Raw genomic sequence first — 16,384 nt, 5'->3', positions numbered from 1 at the left:
CAGCCTCTTTTTGTCCCCTTTTTTCCTTCGTCAGCAGACTCAGTCGTTCGATAATAAAAACAGACCAACACAACCACTGAGGTGTTTCATGTTAGCGATTATCCCGGCAGCAGGCACTGACAAGGTTTTTAAAACCTCCCTCAAACACGTGCTCGATGAGGACTTCCTGTTTGCAATGGCTTCAAAAGCAAGCGCGACGTACATTTCATCCCATATCAGCGATGACGGTGAGGGCACAGTGTTTTTCAGTCTGAGCGACTGGGATAACCTCAAGCCTTCCTTATCGGCTGATGGCTGGGATGGCGATACGATGCCCGGCTTCATTGATTTGCTGGATGCAATCGCAGCGCAGGGCTATAACACCGTCGAATTCCACATTTCTCACCCACTGGTGGTTGGCGCGGTCTGGTTCACCGATGAGTATTACTTCACGGTTACCCCGCTGGCGTATGACCTTGCCACGCTGGATGGTCAGTTTGTTCTGCCGGATGGCTCTTCCTACCGGCTGGATGACCTTGATGAAGTCAGCTATGACGAAATGACCGACTACTTTGACGGCATTATCGAAGTCGATGGCGATACCATGCTGGGTGTAAAGCGTAACGACGATGACACCGTAAACGTCAGCAAAATCGAAAGCTAACCCCTCCTCCCCGGTGTCGGTATCCGCCGCGCCGGGCTATTTTCCTGCCATCATCCTCTGGAGTGTTTCATGAAAGACCGTTTTTATCTGGTCAGCTTGCGTGACACCGTTGGTAGACCGCCGTAAAATGACGCAGGGGGCCGGTCTGCTGATGCCTGCCTGGCTGAAACGCCAAAATCGCCGACAGTCAAAGGGGCTGACTCGCTGGAATTGCCCCGGGTGTGGCCGTATTTCATGGCAACAGAATCCGTATGATTTTGATGGTTGCCGGTTCTGCATATAGTCAACTACCGCGAGAGGCCTCTATGTTCCGATTATTACAGAAGTGGTTAGTCAGGTTTACCTGTCAGGACGATATAGATTGTATGTCGACCCGGCGCTCTGCGGGCGAGTTCTGGCTGGAAATAGATGCCCGTCGTCACTGGATTTTCCTGGACATCGACGGTGTACTCCACCGGGCGGAAAACGGGTCACTGGAGTTTATGCCTGTGCTGGATCACGTGCTGACGCAATGCCCGCAGACGGGAATTATCCTTTCCACAAACTGGCGTACCGGCGTACCCCGGGAGATGGTGCTGAGTCATTTCCCTGCGGGTATACGCGATCGGATTGCTGGACTCAATCCCGATCTGGATGGGCTGGTGAATAACCACGTGCGTTATCACGAATGCATGGCGGTCGTTAAACGGTTCGGCCTACAGCATTACACCTTCGTGGACGATACCGCTCGACTCTTTCCAACTGACTGCCCTGCCCTGTTCCTGACTCACCGGCACGAGGGGCTGAATGCAACGCAGGGTAGCGCTTTGATAGACCGGATTCGGTTAATGAAATGACCGGTTTAAGGCTGAATACAAATTATTAATGAGGATGCGTTATGAATGAAATCCCACAATACGTCTATGACCTGATCGGTATTTGCCTCTTTGTTGGAATGTGGGTCGGAGGCGTTCTGCTTATTTGGTTTATTTTCTCTAATGGAGAGAGCGACGAATAGCCAGGCAACTGGCGCAACTGATGTTGCAGGATGGCCCCAACAATATCTTACCTGCTTACGCTCTGATTACCCGCGCAACGCTTCGTCAGAAGCGGAAAGCTGGGATAATGAATATATCCCGTATACACCAGGCTATCCCAATGAAAATTACTGTGTTTACTGCCCCTGATTGTCCGAAATGTCGCATGACGCTTACCCGCTTTTCTCTGGCTGGGGTGGACGTGAATGAGATCCCGCTGGTGGACAACGCAGATCTCGTTCGCCTGACACAAAATACCGGTGCGCCGCTGGTGGTGGTGGTCAACGATTCGGGCCGTGTGACGGGTTGGGGTGGGTTCCGGCCAGATCTTATTGCGACAACTGCCAATGGCTGGAGTGTCGGGTCACTCGATATCCCCCCGTCGCTGGTTAATCACGTCCTTCACTGAGGTAAACGCCATGCACAATATCTCTGTCGAAATCCCTGCGGCCCTCGGCGTACATCCTCCTTCAGGAGCGGATGTCGTGCTTATAGACGATCTGAATAACGCCCTCGCCGGTGCTGGCTTACCGCAACTGAAGATAGAGCCGATAACGTGGACACCGCCATCAGGCCGACCGGTGATCTACCGGTCTGAGGTTCCCGATATCCTGCGCATTGCAGGTATAAACCCTGACACCTCTGACATGGTGAAAACCTTCTGTTCCGGGCCACTGCCGATTGACGATAACGAGCTGGATGCCCTTCTGGAGATGCGCGAACGGGACGGTCATAGCGAAAGCTTCAGGATCGCGCTCTGTGGGGCGCTGGACGCGATTCTCATTCGACTCTACTCAGCAGAGCGTCAGCTTCGTTGAAACGCCAGTAAAGACGCTGGTGGCCTCATATGAGGTATCAATCGGCTCGGTTCCGTCTCAATAATTTAAAGAGAGCACGGTATATGAGTCCTGAAGAAGAAAAAGTGCTGCATCAGCGGCTGATACAGCTTGGCGATATGATGGGGGATGGCCTGCACTATGAGCGCGACGGTCAATGGATCACCCGGGAGTACAAAGCCACGTTGCGGGCGCTGGGGCTTTTGAAGGCTCCCAAGCGTAAGCATAACCCGACCAAAACACTCGCTGTGGATGAGCGAATGGCACAACGTGTGAAGGACGTAGCCTGTACCCAGTGCGCCGGGAAACTGAAACAGGTGCGCTCCGGGTCTCTGAAAGCGCAATGCACCCGGTGCAAAACCAAGTTCACCCTCCTGAAAACCATTAAGTAACTATACCCGCAGCTGGTGGTCACCCCACCAGCATAAAATATACCCGAAACTGTGACACCTGCGCTTGCCTGCCTCAATGTCGTGATAGCTGACAACCCCCACGAAGAAAACAAACCTCACACCTGCGATCGTCGTGATGCAACGATTTTGTCGAGCCAATTATATGAAGAGACTGTTATGAAAGACTTCCATTTCCTGTATGTCGAACTCCTGGTCGAATTGCTTCGACTGGTCAATTTTCTTCTGCCGTTGTGGTTTGGTAGTTGAAAATAGCAGGTAATACCCGGGCAAGACCTTCCCGTTTTTTTAAAATAAAAGGGCGCACATAGCGCCCTGTCAGAAAGGTATTTTGAAGCAGCAGACTACTTACGAAACTCCCATTGTTTAATCAGCTTTTTGACAAACGTCTCGCCATAGATCTCATGTGACTCCATGTATGCACAAAGCTGTATCAGGGTCATCATGCCATCGCGAAGGGTATCGCATGACTCGTTACGGCAATAGGCCGTGAGTTTGTACATATTCGCCCCGCAAACGTCCGGGTTGTAGAGATTAACAATCAGGCTTGCCGCGAATTTCTTTCTCTCTGCGATAGCGCCCAGATAAGCCAGCTCCCTTTTCAGGTCTTCCGGGATAGGTGTGACAGCACACGCTCGCGGGTTCAGGTTTATCTGGATATGGTCAAAGTCGAGTTCCTGCATTGTCCTGGTTCCTTCTGCTGATATTCGGTATCCGTCTGCCGGGCCACACGATTCTGCATGTAATGCCCTTCATATCACCATTGTACCGGATACCTGCAATTTGCCCCGTAACTACCGGTGCTGATGATAAAAAATATCTTTATTTTGCGAACGATATACACCAGTCCGTCCTGATTTCGTCAGCTGAATTGTGCCGGGTAAGCTGGTTGCCATGTGAGTGACCTAATGGAGAACACCATGCAGCACACTGCAACCACACACCCGCAACCGGCTAACACCGTGAGTATCGTCAGTACGACCTACGGTCAGACGCTGGTGGTACTGAACGGGAAATGTCTCTACTGCGCACCACCAGAGCGAGGAGACGAAGCCCGGCAGCTGGCATCAACCACTGCCGGGGCACTCAACGTGCCGGTCGATGTCGTCCACCTCGATACATTTGCTACCGATACAACCGAAAGCCAGCTGATGGCCCGCTTTGAAAACCAGAATGCCGGGCCGTGGTATAGCCATGCGTTTACCATCGCGTTCAGTGTTGAATACCCGGCGAAGAGTAGCGATGACATTCCACCAGCGGAATTACACCGTGCATTGATGAAGCGGGCCAGAGAGTTTACCGGTGATCTGGATGCGCTGGTGGAAGCCTGCGGGGCATCTTATGACAGTTATCAGATGGGGTAACTCCTGCTGGAAATGACCGCATTCTGCTGGCGTTTTCAATGAGATATCGCCAGCCGCTTTGGTAGAGTTTTCCAGATAGCAAGCGAACATCATAGCCAGTGGCAAGAGGTAAACCTATATGAATTCTGTCTGTCTTGATTACGAGAAAGTGGATTTTCTGGCGAATCTCCTGATCCCCACCCTCGCCAGACACCCCATCAGTAACAGTTTCCCGGAGCGCGGCCTCGCACTTAAGGAAAAGCACCCTGAGCTGGTGGGCTGGCCCGAGCGCAAACTGGGTGAAGTGGAAAATTACCAGAATGCACTGTCCAGACAGCTACCGAGCCTGAACAGCATGTCCTTGCCGGAGTTTATCGACTTCATTCTCACCCCGCATGTCGCGGAGTATGTTCTTGAGCAGGTTGGCACTCCGCTTGCTGAAGAAACCATGCAGCTGTTTATGGCGAAAGTGAAGGCATAACGCGGTTTTCAGCCCCATATACTCCAGATCATAACCGGCCTTAATGGTCGGTTTTTTTTGTGAATTTTCTGCCCCGAAAGCCTTCGTCACCTGCGGGGAGCGTGGTTAACTGGTTATGTAAACAAAACGAACAACACACATAACTACAGGGGTCTACCATGTTAAATCCAGCTATCTGCGCCATGTTCATGTTTCAGGGCTTCCAGCATGAAGTCTCCCGTCTGACCGCATTATCAGTGGCTAATCCTATCCCCCTCACCTTCAACTGTGACAGCGTACAGACAATGATCTGTGAAACGCTGGCTGGTGGCGAAATTGAATGTGCTCACTGGATGTTGGATGCCGCAGAGCAGATCTGTAAAGCCTGCGAACCTGCGTATCAGGCATCTGAAGAACCGGGAGTCTGGTACTACGACATTGCTGAACGTCTGGGCGCTGAAGTGGCCTGCCGTTGCGTAAAAGGTGATATCAGCACTGACCAATTGGTCGCTGTTGCAGTTAACCTCACTGAGTCATGGAACACGCTGAGCGAAGACAGCAATCAGGAGCCTGATTGCGGATCATATGAAAATACCGTCAGGACGTTGGTAGAACGTGCTGATACAGCAGAAGCGGCTTGCGTAGAAGCAGTCAGAATCCTTGATGGTGGTGAGCGGCAGGCGTTATCAAAGGCGATAGCAATTCTTCGCCCTGTGGCCGCAACGTTGCAGTAGATAGTGGCAGAACACCAATACACACAACACTCACTACAGGAAAATGACCATGAAACTCACCGTATCGACTCGCCCGGTAAGAATTGAAGGGAATTATGTCTCTGTCGTCTTTAATCGTTCCCATAACTCCATGCCGGAAACAGCAGAGGTTAAAAATGCCGATCAGGCGCGGGCATTCATCAACGATTACATCGCCCGTAATATCAACGAAACGCCGATGCATCTGGTGCTGACAAAAGAGGGCCGGGCATTTGGCGGGTTCGACGCGCTGAATAGTAGCCTTCCGCCCGCGATTGAATCATCAACCCGTTTGTAATGACTGACTGGTGGCGCTCAGTGAGGAGCGTCACCCGGCATCACGGAGGGAGTTGCAAGAGTTCTGATTAGCCTTTCCTGACCCACGCCCAAAGCATCGCACCCGCCAACACCGTCAGCATCAGAGCAAACACGGAACCAACCAGACTCGCATCGCCATTCTTGCCGGAGTAACCGCAGGTTTGAGATGCGTCACCAACTGCCTGACAAATTGAATCGGGATCAAGTCCCCAGTAGACAAAGGCGAACAAGGCAATTACAGAGATAAACGCTTTAGCGACTTTCGCTTTCTGAATCATCAGAGACACCTCAGTTCGTCAATGCCGGGGAGTTGCCTGTGTGTTATTTCAGGCGGGAATCAAACCGGAACGGAATTTTCTTAACCGTAGCCATCAGGTCAAAGAGTTCAGGGTGTGCCGGATTCAGCAAGTAGTTAAATTCAACCGGAGACAACGCACTTGGAATACGCAGCGCGATAGAAGAACCGCTTTCAGCCCAGTTATCACCGTAGAGCGCCAGCTCAGCAGGAGCATCCTCACTCGCCCAGTTATCAGGGAGACGGCTCATGTCGAAGGTCTGGATCTGATCATCCGGTACATCAAGACTCAGCAGTGTAAAGTCGTCCAGTAACTGCGGCGCGTGAATGTGTACCAGCGTTTCAAGCATGGTAAGGCTGGCCGTTTCAGACAGGTAGACCATTGCAGTGCCTACGCTGTTCCAGCGGCCCCCCGCTTCTTTCGCACCCAGACCAGACCACGCAGTCATCAGATAACGGGTCTTGGTCAGTCGGTAAAGGATCACGAGTATACCCCGTGCTCAATACGCGTAATCAGGCGCATCACTTCAAGCGCACCTGTCTCAGAAGAAACAAGCTCTGCCGGTGATTTCCAGCTCAGACCACGGTTCGCTTCGTTCAGCCATTTGTGCGCCGCTTCTTTGTCACCTTCAAACAGCTCTACAGCGCGTTCAATTACGCGGATAATGCGCACCAGACGTTCGCTCTGATCGGCAGTGAAACGGTCTTTGATGCTACGATTAAACGTCGTATTAGGTATACCCGACATTTTGCGCAGCTCAGACGGCGTGATGTTAGCCCATTCAGAAATGTGCTTAGCTACTGTGCCATCGAGACCGTGATTGATTTTATCCATCAGCGCGATACCGTCATTATCCAGCCCAGCAACCTGCCATAAGCAGTGCTGATTCGTTTTGGTAACGTCTGGAGAAAAAACTTTCATCGTCATAACTAGCCCTCCCATTTGGTAATTCAATTATACCATATGGAACACTAACGGCAATCTTTTAACCATCAGACAACCTCAGCGCCCTTCGTCACCAGCCCCACCTGCCAGATAATAGGTCAATAACGACAAAACTATGACAGGGGGCATCATGCCGAATCTCTTACGTTATGACCAACTGGACTCCTCACGTCAGCCAGCAGCGCGGGCATCAGCCGCTAGTGGCGAATTATGGTGTGCCCGCAACAACGTAAAAAAGCAGGCGGCAGCGTCAAAGGCCGCAATTCACCAGGCAATCAATGATCAGCACCGCATTACCCGGCTGCGAAACACCTTTTCGCTCGCGAAGGATATGCGTGAAAAGCCGGTCGTCTGGATTGAAAAGCGCATCCTCGAAAATCTGTGCATGTTCAATGAGCAGGGCGATATGTACCTGTTCACGCAGCAGAACTTTGTCAGCAAACTCTGAACCTCCGGCCCGGCTCGTCGGGCCATTAAAAGGAAACCGATATGACAGACTTCATTGATAAACTGGCAGCGAATGGTGTGGCCTTTACCCTTCAGGACGGACGAATCATCGTTGAAGGCGATCTTCGTGTCGGGTTTACGCTTGAGCCAGAAGATCCGGCAATTCCCTGCGACTATATTCCCGCGAATCTGACCGTGACGAACACCCTGACCATTCTGTCGGGCATTCATAGCATCCCTGCCGGGCTGGTGGCCCGCAATCTGTTTATCAGCTACTCTGAGCTGGAATCTCTCCCTGACAACCTGACCATTACCGGTACGCTCATGGCGAATTCTTCACGTCTTAAGTATCTGCCGGAAAATCTGACGGTGGGCCGCGTTCTGGACATCATGTGTACTGATATCGCCTATCTGCCGGATACGCTGAAAGTAGCTGGCAGTATGATGCTGTCAAACACCCGTATTACCACTTTGCCGGATAACCTGCATCTTGAAGAAAATCTGGCCCTCGAAGCCATGCCGTTGCAAGCGTTGCCAAAAAACCTGAAAGTGGGCCACAGCCTGTATCTGGATGCTGTGGCTCTGAAGCGGATCCCTGAGTGTATATCGTGCCCCGTGATTAACCTGGTTAACCCTGGTAATTTTGAAAATGTCGCGTCAGTCACCGGTATCGGCGGAAAGCCTAACCGCCATGTCTATGCGCTACGTACAGCGCTTGGCGTTCGCGTATGCATGTACGATTTGTCTGTAGACCCGGAAATATTTGGTCTGCTGGTACGTGGCATCTATGATGAACCCACGGCTGAACTACTTGATAAGGCCGCACAACAATGTATTCAGCGTCTGGAGGATATGTATGCTTCTGAAAACGCAGTTCGGCACTGACTCGGGTATGATTTATACCCGGAAGGTGTATCTGCATTACACCGACACTGACGGGCATTCACGCAGCAAGCTGATAAAAGGTTACTACTACCCGGGCGAAGTCCCGGTTGAGTCGTTTTCAGAGCGGGCACTTGCTCCTGGTATGCGCCAGCTGTTGAGTTGCCGCTGCGGCGCAATAAACTGGGTCGCAACTGGTGGTATCAACGAATACCAATGCGACTGCTGCGCAAAGGAAATAACCGTTTACTGACGGTCTGCACGGGGATACCGTTCGACCGGCATACCCATGACAATAAGAGCAGGTGCTAAATGACAAAAGAAGAATCACAATTTTATGCTGGTGCAATCTGGGCCGCATCGACCATTTACCGGATGCATTCTGACTCGGTGGTAGCGAAAGATTTTCTCCGTGAAATTAACGATCTGGATGTGGCAGCAAAATGTGGTGCTGAGTACGACGTTCTCCCATTACGCCTGTTTGTTTTGCGCGATTTACCATTGGGCCACGATGCGGATTATGAAGCCATCAGCTTCGGGCCGGTAGACCGTCACGGCAATATCATCTGCGATCACTCTCAGACTTCGGTCACCGATATCTCCGGCCAGCGAGCGTATGGGGTTTATGCCCGCCGTGCGGGTGAGTCGAATCTGACGCTCATCGACAATCTTGATGATGAAGAAGAAGCCGAACCACTGGCGAAGGTGCTGGCTGAACAGCTCCAGCAAATCAAAGAAGGTCGCTACGATATTTAAGCGTTAGACCACGTACTGCTGGTGGCAATACACTGGCGATTAAGGGGGTTAAGTGACTTAAATGATCCACTGACCTGTCTGTGTAAAGCCTGTTTATCCCAAAGCCGTCTGGTTCACCAGGCGGTTTTTTTATGCCCGGAATAGCAAGCACAACACAAAACGAAACCGATATTATCTTTCTGAAAATACAGGGCTTTTTATGCCCTGGTTTTCTTCGTCACCTGAGTCACTCACCAGATACTGGATACAGAAGCCACAACATGTAACCCGTTATCAGGAGCGACCCATGAAAGCACAAGCTGTTCGTAATCACTCTTTTGGCTCACTGAAGCTCAGCGCAAGCAATGCGGCAGCAGCCGCGCTGGCGCACCCGGTAACCCATTTCTTCATGCTGTTCGCCATCGTGATGTACCTGGTCTATGGCGGTGTAGTACTCGGCATTAAGCCGTAGCATTCCCTGTGGCCGGTCGCCCAACCGGCTTTGCCTCCAACCCTTCTGGAGGTAGTTGTTAACTTCCCCGGTAAACCGGGGATTTTTTTACCCGTAGTTCCAGCGTTCGCCACTGGAGCTAAAACCCACCAGAGCGAATTCCGTAACATAAGCGCTTCTTCTACGTCCGATCAGTACCTTACCCTATGAGCAACCCGTCACACTCTGCTAGCCTTCCTCCCGGAATGAACGACACTCTGATGTCCCTATATATCGAACCGGATATGCCTGGTATCGATGATCTCGTTATAACAATTATTCGGCTTCGGCGTGAGGGCTGGACAGCATCTGAACTGACTTTCCGTATACTTTCGTCAGTTGCATATCAGGTGATTCCTCCAGAGGCGTTTACCGACCCTAAGCATCACCTCCTGAAAGAGTATGTCAGTTTGTCCCGTGAGTTCGGCCTAGTAAGCGGGGCAAGACATAATGCTCACCTCCGTGGTGTCATTCGCAGAGGGATAATGTCGGGAATAGATAGAGCAGAGGTAATACGCCGCGTTCTTTTCTCCCCGCACTATTCAGAACATGAGGAAGATAACCAATCTGATTCGTTCCCTCGTTCGTCGTAACAACCGGGTGGCATTAACGCTTTTTCCCCGAATGTTCCGGTACAAAGCCTTTGGCGTGGTTGAAACAGGATCTGGTTATCCGCGACGGCCTGAACATCAGGAATCCAAAGTTTGTCTACTGGCAGGATATCTCAGAGTCCAGGAAGAAATTCGTGCTTCTCAGGCCCGTCTGGCTTTACTAAATACTGAAATCGAAAAGGAGAATGCTCAGGAGTACGCACGTAACAAAATTCCGGCATCACGGTTGGCTCACTTCAGGCTCTGGTTCACTCGCCGATTTGGTAATGACACATCCCGTTTGATTGAGTCCGTGGACACCTACTGCGAGGAGCAGAATCCAGTAATGGATGAGCAACCGGCTGTATTGCCATTACCACGCGGTCACCTCCCCCATGCAGATATCCGTATGCGCTCCCCGAGCTTCCGCCGAGAGGTTAGCGTTCGCGATGTGCATGTCCAGTCTCAGTTCCGTGAGTTGGTGGATAAGAATTTCGGAAGCCTGTGCGCGGTATCGGGCAAACACCTCAACGGTGTGCTGGAGGCAGCACATATTGAACCAACATCCGTAGCAGGCTGCTATAACGCCAGTAACGGCATTTTGCTATCACCAACATTCCACAGGCTGTTTGACACAAACATGATGGGTATTGATCCTGATACACTACAGATTCACTTCGCCAGCGGTATAGAGTTCCCTGAGTATGAAGGGGTCTGTATAAAACCGTTGTTCTACAATCTGGATAAAAACAGGCTCGGGGCAAGATGGCTTGAATTTAAAGTGAAATCACCTGCGGAGTAAGCCCTCTCCCCTCTTCCATCTCCCTGCCCTATCCAATCTATTTATTGGAAAGGCATAGCAGCATGGAGATAAGTAGCACACAAGTAACTCACCGATAATTCACATAAAAACCATATCAAAACAAATCAATCAGTTTATCGCATTTCCTAGCGCACTTTTAATTCACATTTTATGGACTTTTAATCCAATCCTCTCCTGTTCACTTTGAATTTAAGTGATATCAGTGAATGATAAGGTACGAATAATTCACTAAATAACAACTATGTAAATTCAACAGCATAAAAACCAGAGCGCTATCTTCGGACTGGTTCCAGTAATTGATGGTTTGAGTCCGGCCCGCATGTCATACTGATTTATATCTTTCGTGTAGCCCTGCGGTAGGCACGATTTCATCCCAATACATCCAGTGGCATGTGACTATATGATCGACCAAGCAGAGTTAATGAAGAGTGTTTTAGCGGTTCTGCAAGCCAGAAACGTGTCATTATCAGAGAGCCCTACGCGAATTCTGATGATGCTTCCAACACGGTTACGCGTGAATGTCACTGTAATCGATGCTCAAAATGAACCGTTAACCGCGACACTGATGCTGGATCAGGAAGGTCAAGTGACCTGTAAGCTGGCAACAGACCCCGCTGATACCGTCGTTGATATCAGTCGATATAGAGTATGATTTAAATCTTCGCGTTCCAGCCAGCCGTTCCCAGCTTCGTTGTAGAATATTGCAATAAGCCAATCCCCAGCCAGCCCTGTAATGTAACCGAAGAAAATCGTGCGCAATGCGCACGTAAAAATGTCTGCCCGCCACGCGGGCAATCGCCGTCCAAAAGCTTCGCTCTCAAGCGAAGCAGGCACGACATGTAAATTCGAATAGAGCCCTCACGGGGCGATTAGGCGAATTCGCGGCCCGCTAGGGCAAAGTCTCAAAGCGTATGGGGGTTAACACCCCCAAAACGCTGTGGAGACTGTTGTGGCTTTTCGGAACTACGATCCCGAAGTACTGACTAAGGGTTGCGGCTGCCACCAGCCCGGCTATCAGGCGACCCAACAATTATTTCTCCGTATCACTTCGTCACCTGCTCAAGGTGATTGAAAATAGAATCACAATTAGAAAGCGGGGAACACACAATGAACACTCAGACAAGAATCAAATTGAAAGGCCTCAAAATCTATACTGGCATGAGCCAGGAAACAGTCTGCTTTAACGCTACTGTCCTCTTCGACGGGCTGAGCATAGGTACAGCTGATAATGATGGGCATGGTGGCGAAACTCGCGTACTGTTCGAACCAGGAAAAAAAGAGCTGTTCCGCCAGGCCGAATCATATGCGAAGGGTCTTCTGCCAATCTGCCTTGGCGAACACAATGGCAAGCCATTTCTCATAGACTCAAACCTGATTGAAGTAATCGACCAGCTTGTCAGTGACGAGGAGCGTAACCGGAAAACTAAATCAAGTTTCAAGAAGGTTTACCGCAAGAAAATCTGCGTCTTACGCGAAGGTAGACTTTGGACAGTGGGCTACAAAAGCCAGGCTCAATACGCTTCATACATCGCACAAATCAAAAAAGAACATGGCCCTGATATCGTTATCCTGGACGATTTGGAACATGATGAAGCTTTCGAGCTGTACAGTAAGCACTTATACGCCTGACCATCAAGCGTGGTAGAATTGGATAATTCTAGCGCAGAGGATCACTATGAAAGTTAAAGAGCTTATCGCCCAGCTTCAGCTACACGACCCTGATGCTGTTGTCGTAATTGCCGGATTTGAAACCCAGAGTACTGGACTGGTTGCCGAGGCCGATACTATTAAAGAATGCGTGACAGTTCCTGTCCAAGCGGACAGCATGACGGGTGACCGTTCGTTGGCAAAGGAGGGTTCACCTTCTGTCTGGTTGGGATGGGGGAATGATTACCGCACGGAGTTCTTCGTTAGTGCCATCAACGACCCGGACGAATTAGCCTAACTATATCGAATACCCAAGAGCCTCTACTTCAGAGGCTTTTTTATTTGATGGGTCTTACGGGAAACCTTGTCATTCATTTACCAATAGTTGCAGGGCGTATCCTCCAGCGCTAAGTCACTTAACCCCCTTAATCGCCAGCCAGCATCCCCGGGTTCTGCCCGACCCGTGGATTACTTAACACCCTTAATCGCCAGTCAGCCTCTCCGGGTTCTGCCCGTACCGTGGGTCACTTAACCCCCTTAATCGCCAGCCAGCCTCTCCGGTTTCTGCCCGTACAGTGGGTCACTTAACCCCCTTAATCGCCAGCCAGCCTCTCCGGTTTCTGCCCGTACAGTGGGTCACTTAACCCCCTTAATCGCCAGCCAGCATCTCCGGGTTCTGCCCGACCCGTGGGTTACTTAACCCCCTTAATCGCCAGTCAGTCTCTCCGGGTTCTGCCCGCCCCGTGGATTACTTAACCCCCTTAATCGCCAGAAGAGAAAGATGATGTGTCATTGAACTGCATTTCGAGATCGCAAAATGAAGAAAAAACAAAATAGAATGTTAGCGTCTCAATCTGATTGCCGTTACAATTATACGCATAGAGCGTCATTTTACGCATTATACGTAAAGTATACGCATATGCGTTTAAATTCATAATTCAGGTTTGAGGGTATGACGAGAATGAATCTAATAGATAAAATTGCCCTTGTCGGGCAACGCATGAAGTCCGAACAAATTTCATTGAAAGAATCGTTACTGGCTTCTTCCCGGGTATCTGTATCAGATGACAGTGTGGAGGGGGTAGATCGCCTTATCTATAACCACTGCCTGAATAAAAAAAATCTCTCCGACTTCTTTGGAAAATCTCGAGTTACCTTCAATAAAATTCTCGCTGATCTCGAAGAAAAAAGGCTGGTGGGTCAACCTATTTATCAGAACAAAAACCACCTTTATACCCGCTGGGATGTCCAGAATATTATGGATGCCCTGGGTTATCCGCGCTATAGAGATTACTACCAGAGCCGAACAATCATTGTTCAGAATCATAAAGGTGGGACAGGAAAAAGCACGACCTCAGTGGCTCTGGCTGTAGCAGCAGCACTTGATCTCCAGTTGAATGCCAGAGTTTTAGTAATTGAATGGGATCCGCAAGGCTCTATTGGTAGCGGTATGATTCAAAGCGTATCTGAAGACGACGTATTCCTGACTGCAATCGACGCAATCCTGGGCGTGTATGAAGAAGGTTCTGAATATAAAAAATACCTCGACATGGGTTACTCTGAGGCTGAAATCATTGAGAATATGCCGTTCTCAACCCATCTGCCAAATCTTGATGTAATTACTGCGTTCCCAACCGATGCGAGATTCAAAGATAAATACTGGCAGTGCAGTAAAGAAGAGCGCACTCAGTTGTTGCTACGATTCAAAGAAGTGATAATGCCAGTCCTGAAAGCTAAGTATGACCTTATTATCTTCGATACCCCTCCAGAAGACTCGCCAATTATCTGGGCCGCTGATGAGGCCGCTGACGGTATTCTTGTCGCAGTTTCTCCGCGAGAATACGACTATGCATCCACAACTGATTTTATGCTGACGATCAGTGAGCGATTCCGTCAGTCTCCCAATAAAGGTGAAAATATTAAATGGTTTAAAGTACTGGCCGTTAACGTCGATGATAAAAGCCCATACGAAAAAATAGTCCTCGATAAGTTAATTCGAACCGTTCAAGACCTGTTTATGGCAACCAATATCAAAAACTCTGAAGCATTCAAAGCAGCTGCGTCACGGGGTAGGTCGGTTCTCGATATTAAGAAATCTGAAGAGTTATGTTCACCAAAGCAGCTGGATATTGCCGAAGAATCCGTAATGTCCGTATATCAACAGTTTATTAATGAGATAAAGAGTTTTTCAGCGAAGGAAGGAGTTAACGCATGAGTGATGAACAGCATATCGGAAACGATAAATCGCGTTATCTAAATACGCCAAAGCGAACCGATGTAGGCCACCGTTCCGGGTTAGCTAACCTTAAGAGTCCCCCTCGCATTAAGAAACTCTTTACCCTTCATAACGGGCGAAAACTTGAAGCTGAGCACGTCACTGTAGCAGCTGAAAATGTCGCTACTGAGACCGCCGTTCACCCAATGAACCCGCGAAATCAGGAAGCGCTTACCACAAACGCAGTACGAGATATCCTGCAACAAATTGAGTCAAGGGGTGTTGATACTGAAGGTGTTGCCGTTAAACGTGATGGCGTGTACCTGCTTATTGAAGGTAGCCGCAGACGTTTTTGCTGTATTGCGGCTCAAAAAGATCTGCCTTTATGGGTGCTACCAGATGATCTATCAGCTGAGGACATCAAGGCGATTATTACCGCTGCACAAACATCACGCCGATTCTCATACCGAGAGGTTGGGCTTCAGTATCTGGAACTAATGCAGGAAAAAGGATTCACCAAAAATGAAGAGCTTGCCCTCTTTCTTGGCATAAGCCATGTGTCAGTCTTTAAACGTATTCAGGCGGCGCGTATTGACGGTTCGTTGATAGCTCTGTTCCCGGATTATGAAGGTATACCAAACTCCTTCTACAGCCGGTTGTCCAAACTTCAGAAATACGTAGAGAGCAACCTTTTCATTCTTGCAGATGTAGTTGATAGGGTGAAAGAAGAAATTGCTAATCTGGACATCAGTGACATCCCGGAAGCGCAGAAAATTGTCATGGCGCAGATCACAAAGGCGGTTGAATTACTCGATCAAAAGCCACCTGCAAAAAGTTGGGAAACCCGTGATCTGGCTAATTTTGCTAATAAGGACAAATACGCCCGTATCAGCAAAAATGCATCAGGCCGTAAAGTTCGCTTTGAATTTAACCGAATGAGTACCGAGCTCATGGCAGAAATTGAAGCATTTATTACGGATAAACTGAGTAGCGAAAAATAACAATTCGCCATTGCTTGATTATCGAAACTGCACCTCCTGGTGCAGTTTTTTTTTGGCCGCAAACCTATTCGTCAGGAGGAGACACCGGTTGATAATAGGAAAAAAACAGCTCATGAGGTGGCTATGCTTTCGGAAAAAATTGTAACCCTGTTTTCAAATGACGCATTAAAGCGTTTCACGATTCTTGAGGCTTACGCCGAGCTAAAACGTCAGGGTACTTTTAGCGTTTTCCTTTCGTTCATCGATCCTCGTACTGATTGTCTCGTAGAGGGTAACTTTCAATTCTACCCGAACCCCGTTAAGACCTACTCAAACATGGGAGTATGCTATCTCACTGAACATCTTGGGCTAACGTTAAAAATCCCAAGCTCTATGGAATGGTGGGCTACACATGAAAAGTCAACATTTCATAACCAAGACATCACCTATCTGAAGGAGGGTGAATACGTAAAGGCAACCATTAAACTGGAAATAGGCTCGCGGATCAGAGTTCCTAATGCGTTCGAAGTTGCCCCTTCCATGTGAACTTAAGGCA

Annotated in this window: 24 protein-coding genes; 20 read left to right on the top strand and 4 right to left on the bottom strand. The window is 49.5% G+C overall.

Annotated features, from left to right (window positions below):
* The first annotated feature begins 88 nt into the window (after positions 1 to 88).
* From E6P06_RS01350 to E6P06_RS01325, 5 genes are all read left to right on the top strand, one after another.
* Positions 89 to 643, top strand: a complete 555-nt coding sequence (locus E6P06_RS01350) for a hypothetical protein (protein WP_007372288.1) — start codon at positions 89 to 91, stop codon at positions 641 to 643.
* Positions 644 to 948: 305 nt separating this feature from the next.
* A complete protein-coding gene (locus E6P06_RS01340) occupies positions 949 to 1,479 on the top strand; it encodes an HAD domain-containing protein (protein ID WP_016241557.1) in 531 nt (176 codons plus the stop codon).
* Positions 1,480 to 1,780: 301 nt separating this feature from the next.
* Positions 1,781 to 2,068: a hypothetical protein gene (locus tag E6P06_RS01335; RefSeq protein ID WP_016241556.1), complete on the top strand. Its 288-nt coding sequence runs from the start codon at positions 1,781 to 1,783 to the stop codon at positions 2,066 to 2,068.
* A 10-nt stretch (positions 2,069 to 2,078) separates the two neighbouring features.
* The gene (locus tag E6P06_RS01330; protein ID WP_007372292.1) at positions 2,079 to 2,477 is read left to right on the top strand and encodes a hypothetical protein; all 399 of its coding nucleotides are present in this window, start codon (positions 2,079 to 2,081) and stop codon (positions 2,475 to 2,477) included.
* 83 nt (positions 2,478 to 2,560) lie between these two features.
* Positions 2,561 to 2,887, top strand: coding sequence for a hypothetical protein (locus tag E6P06_RS01325; RefSeq protein WP_007372293.1), 327 nt, complete (start codon positions 2,561 to 2,563; stop codon positions 2,885 to 2,887).
* Between the two features lie 362 nt (positions 2,888 to 3,249).
* Here the strand turns inward: E6P06_RS01325 and E6P06_RS01320 are convergent, their stop codons facing one another.
* Positions 3,250 to 3,588 carry a hypothetical protein gene (locus tag E6P06_RS01320; RefSeq protein ID WP_007372294.1) on the bottom strand — a complete coding sequence of 113 codons (339 nt, stop codon included), beginning with the start codon at positions 3,586 to 3,588 and terminating at the stop codon, positions 3,250 to 3,252.
* 237 nt (positions 3,589 to 3,825) lie between these two features.
* On the opposite strand from E6P06_RS01320, the gene E6P06_RS01315 reads away from it, so the two are divergent.
* From E6P06_RS01315 to E6P06_RS01300, 4 genes are all read left to right on the top strand, one after another.
* Positions 3,826 to 4,269 carry a hypothetical protein gene (locus E6P06_RS01315; RefSeq protein WP_007372295.1) on the top strand — a complete coding sequence of 148 codons (444 nt, stop codon included), beginning with the start codon at positions 3,826 to 3,828 and terminating at the stop codon, positions 4,267 to 4,269.
* Between the two features lie 118 nt (positions 4,270 to 4,387).
* Positions 4,388 to 4,729, top strand: coding sequence for a hypothetical protein (locus tag E6P06_RS01310; protein WP_007372296.1), 342 nt, complete (start codon positions 4,388 to 4,390; stop codon positions 4,727 to 4,729).
* A 158-nt stretch (positions 4,730 to 4,887) separates the two neighbouring features.
* Positions 4,888 to 5,442: a hypothetical protein gene (locus E6P06_RS01305; protein ID WP_007372297.1), complete on the top strand. Its 555-nt coding sequence runs from the start codon at positions 4,888 to 4,890 to the stop codon at positions 5,440 to 5,442.
* 49 nt (positions 5,443 to 5,491) lie between these two features.
* A complete protein-coding gene (locus E6P06_RS01300; RefSeq protein WP_007372298.1) occupies positions 5,492 to 5,758 on the top strand; it encodes a hypothetical protein in 267 nt (88 codons plus the stop codon).
* Positions 5,759 to 5,825: 67 nt separating this feature from the next.
* Here the strand turns inward: E6P06_RS01300 and E6P06_RS01295 are convergent, their stop codons facing one another.
* The 3 genes from E6P06_RS01295 to E6P06_RS01285 are packed head-to-tail and all read right to left on the bottom strand — an operon-like array spanning position 5,826 to position 6,995.
* Positions 5,826 to 6,056, bottom strand: coding sequence for a hypothetical protein (locus tag E6P06_RS01295; protein ID WP_007372299.1), 231 nt, complete (start codon positions 6,054 to 6,056; stop codon positions 5,826 to 5,828).
* Positions 6,057 to 6,099: 43 nt separating this feature from the next.
* Positions 6,100 to 6,558 (bottom strand): RES family NAD+ phosphorylase, encoded by a 459-nt coding sequence (locus E6P06_RS01290; RefSeq protein WP_007372300.1) that lies wholly within the window; start codon positions 6,556 to 6,558, stop codon positions 6,100 to 6,102.
* Positions 6,555 to 6,995 (bottom strand): antitoxin Xre/MbcA/ParS toxin-binding domain-containing protein, encoded by a 441-nt coding sequence (locus E6P06_RS01285; RefSeq protein ID WP_007372301.1) that lies wholly within the window; start codon positions 6,993 to 6,995, stop codon positions 6,555 to 6,557. Before E6P06_RS01285 ends, E6P06_RS01290 begins: the two co-directional genes overlap by 4 nt.
* 154 nt (positions 6,996 to 7,149) lie before the next feature.
* On the opposite strand from E6P06_RS01285, the gene E6P06_RS01280 reads away from it, so the two are divergent.
* The 11 genes from E6P06_RS01280 to E6P06_RS01230 all read left to right on the top strand — a co-directional run bounded on the left by E6P06_RS01280 (position 7,150) and on the right by E6P06_RS01230 (position 16,374).
* On the top strand, positions 7,150 to 7,467 hold the full coding sequence (locus E6P06_RS01280; protein WP_007372302.1) for a hypothetical protein: 318 nt from the start codon (positions 7,150 to 7,152) through the stop codon (positions 7,465 to 7,467).
* Between the two features lie 41 nt (positions 7,468 to 7,508).
* A complete protein-coding gene (locus E6P06_RS01275; protein ID WP_007372303.1) occupies positions 7,509 to 8,351 on the top strand; it encodes a hypothetical protein in 843 nt (280 codons plus the stop codon).
* A complete protein-coding gene (locus tag E6P06_RS01270) occupies positions 8,323 to 8,601 on the top strand; it encodes a hypothetical protein (protein WP_007372304.1) in 279 nt (92 codons plus the stop codon). Before E6P06_RS01275 ends, E6P06_RS01270 begins: the two co-directional genes overlap by 29 nt.
* Before the next feature lie 59 nt (positions 8,602 to 8,660).
* On the top strand, positions 8,661 to 9,104 hold the full coding sequence (locus tag E6P06_RS01265) for a hypothetical protein (RefSeq protein ID WP_007372305.1): 444 nt from the start codon (positions 8,661 to 8,663) through the stop codon (positions 9,102 to 9,104).
* Between the two features lie 286 nt (positions 9,105 to 9,390).
* Entirely contained in the window at positions 9,391 to 9,555 is a 165-nt protein-coding gene (locus E6P06_RS27545; protein ID WP_007372306.1) for a hypothetical protein, read from the top strand.
* 567 nt (positions 9,556 to 10,122) lie between these two features.
* Positions 10,123 to 10,965 (top strand): HNH endonuclease signature motif containing protein, encoded by an 843-nt coding sequence (locus tag E6P06_RS01260; RefSeq protein WP_007372307.1) that lies wholly within the window; start codon positions 10,123 to 10,125, stop codon positions 10,963 to 10,965.
* Positions 10,966 to 12,093: 1,128 nt separating this feature from the next.
* Positions 12,094 to 12,615, top strand: coding sequence for a hypothetical protein (locus E6P06_RS01250; RefSeq protein WP_007372310.1), 522 nt, complete (start codon positions 12,094 to 12,096; stop codon positions 12,613 to 12,615).
* Positions 12,616 to 12,661: 46 nt separating this feature from the next.
* Positions 12,662 to 12,931: a hypothetical protein gene (locus tag E6P06_RS01245; protein WP_008786584.1), complete on the top strand. Its 270-nt coding sequence runs from the start codon at positions 12,662 to 12,664 to the stop codon at positions 12,929 to 12,931.
* 663 nt (positions 12,932 to 13,594) lie between these two features.
* Positions 13,595 to 14,848: a ParA family protein gene (locus E6P06_RS01240; protein WP_007372312.1), complete on the top strand. Its 1,254-nt coding sequence runs from the start codon at positions 13,595 to 13,597 to the stop codon at positions 14,846 to 14,848.
* Positions 14,845 to 15,849 (top strand): ParB family protein, encoded by a 1,005-nt coding sequence (locus E6P06_RS01235; protein ID WP_007372313.1) that lies wholly within the window; start codon positions 14,845 to 14,847, stop codon positions 15,847 to 15,849. The genes E6P06_RS01240 and E6P06_RS01235 overlap by 4 nt, the downstream gene beginning before the upstream one ends.
* A gap of 39 nt (positions 15,850 to 15,888) precedes the next feature.
* Positions 15,889 to 16,374, top strand: coding sequence for a hypothetical protein (locus tag E6P06_RS01230; protein ID WP_172745723.1), 486 nt, complete (start codon positions 15,889 to 15,891; stop codon positions 16,372 to 16,374).
* The last annotated feature ends 10 nt before the right edge of the window (positions 16,375 to 16,384 follow it).

Source organism: Citrobacter sp. CF971, from assembly GCF_006385635.1.
GTDB lineage: Bacteria > Pseudomonadota > Gammaproteobacteria > Enterobacterales > Enterobacteriaceae > Citrobacter > Citrobacter freundii.
Note: the sequence above shows the minus strand (reverse complement) of the source record. Positions and strands in the feature narration are given on the sequence as shown.

What these genes read in the sequence shown, in the direction of transcription:
- E6P06_RS01305 (WP_007372297.1), top strand. Translation starts at nt 4,888, where the DNA reads ATGTTAAATCCAGCTATCTGCGCCATGTTCATGTTTCAGGGCTTCCAG.
- E6P06_RS01275 (WP_007372303.1), top strand. Translation starts at nt 7,509, where the DNA reads ATGACAGACTTCATTGATAAACTGGCAGCGAATGGTGTGGCCTTTACC.
- E6P06_RS01280 (WP_007372302.1), top strand. Translation starts at nt 7,150, where the DNA reads ATGCCGAATCTCTTACGTTATGACCAACTGGACTCCTCACGTCAGCCA.
- E6P06_RS01240 (WP_007372312.1), top strand. Translation starts at nt 13,595, where the DNA reads ATGAATCTAATAGATAAAATTGCCCTTGTCGGGCAACGCATGAAGTCC.
- E6P06_RS01295 (WP_007372299.1), bottom strand. Translation starts at nt 6,056, where the DNA reads ATGATTCAGAAAGCGAAAGTCGCTAAAGCGTTTATCTCTGTAATTGCC.
- E6P06_RS01315 (WP_007372295.1), top strand. Translation starts at nt 3,826, where the DNA reads ATGCAGCACACTGCAACCACACACCCGCAACCGGCTAACACCGTGAGT.
- E6P06_RS01235 (WP_007372313.1), top strand. Translation starts at nt 14,845, where the DNA reads ATGAGTGATGAACAGCATATCGGAAACGATAAATCGCGTTATCTAAAT.
- E6P06_RS27545 (WP_007372306.1), top strand. Translation starts at nt 9,391, where the DNA reads ATGAAAGCACAAGCTGTTCGTAATCACTCTTTTGGCTCACTGAAGCTC.
- E6P06_RS01325 (WP_007372293.1), top strand. Translation starts at nt 2,561, where the DNA reads ATGAGTCCTGAAGAAGAAAAAGTGCTGCATCAGCGGCTGATACAGCTT.
- E6P06_RS01250 (WP_007372310.1), top strand. Translation starts at nt 12,094, where the DNA reads ATGAACACTCAGACAAGAATCAAATTGAAAGGCCTCAAAATCTATACT.
- E6P06_RS01320 (WP_007372294.1), bottom strand. Translation starts at nt 3,588, where the DNA reads ATGCAGGAACTCGACTTTGACCATATCCAGATAAACCTGAACCCGCGA.
- E6P06_RS01300 (WP_007372298.1), top strand. Translation starts at nt 5,492, where the DNA reads ATGAAACTCACCGTATCGACTCGCCCGGTAAGAATTGAAGGGAATTAT.
- E6P06_RS01265 (WP_007372305.1), top strand. Translation starts at nt 8,661, where the DNA reads ATGACAAAAGAAGAATCACAATTTTATGCTGGTGCAATCTGGGCCGCA.
- E6P06_RS01330 (WP_007372292.1), top strand. Translation starts at nt 2,079, where the DNA reads ATGCACAATATCTCTGTCGAAATCCCTGCGGCCCTCGGCGTACATCCT.
- E6P06_RS01335 (WP_016241556.1), top strand. Translation starts at nt 1,781, where the DNA reads ATGAAAATTACTGTGTTTACTGCCCCTGATTGTCCGAAATGTCGCATG.
- E6P06_RS01285 (WP_007372301.1), bottom strand. Translation starts at nt 6,995, where the DNA reads ATGAAAGTTTTTTCTCCAGACGTTACCAAAACGAATCAGCACTGCTTA.
- E6P06_RS01245 (WP_008786584.1), top strand. Translation starts at nt 12,662, where the DNA reads ATGAAAGTTAAAGAGCTTATCGCCCAGCTTCAGCTACACGACCCTGAT.
- E6P06_RS01270 (WP_007372304.1), top strand. Translation starts at nt 8,323, where the DNA reads ATGCTTCTGAAAACGCAGTTCGGCACTGACTCGGGTATGATTTATACC.
- E6P06_RS01340 (WP_016241557.1), top strand. Translation starts at nt 949, where the DNA reads ATGTTCCGATTATTACAGAAGTGGTTAGTCAGGTTTACCTGTCAGGAC.
- E6P06_RS01350 (WP_007372288.1), top strand. Translation starts at nt 89, where the DNA reads ATGTTAGCGATTATCCCGGCAGCAGGCACTGACAAGGTTTTTAAAACC.
- E6P06_RS01310 (WP_007372296.1), top strand. Translation starts at nt 4,388, where the DNA reads ATGAATTCTGTCTGTCTTGATTACGAGAAAGTGGATTTTCTGGCGAAT.
- E6P06_RS01260 (WP_007372307.1), top strand. Translation starts at nt 10,123, where the DNA reads ATGAGGAAGATAACCAATCTGATTCGTTCCCTCGTTCGTCGTAACAAC.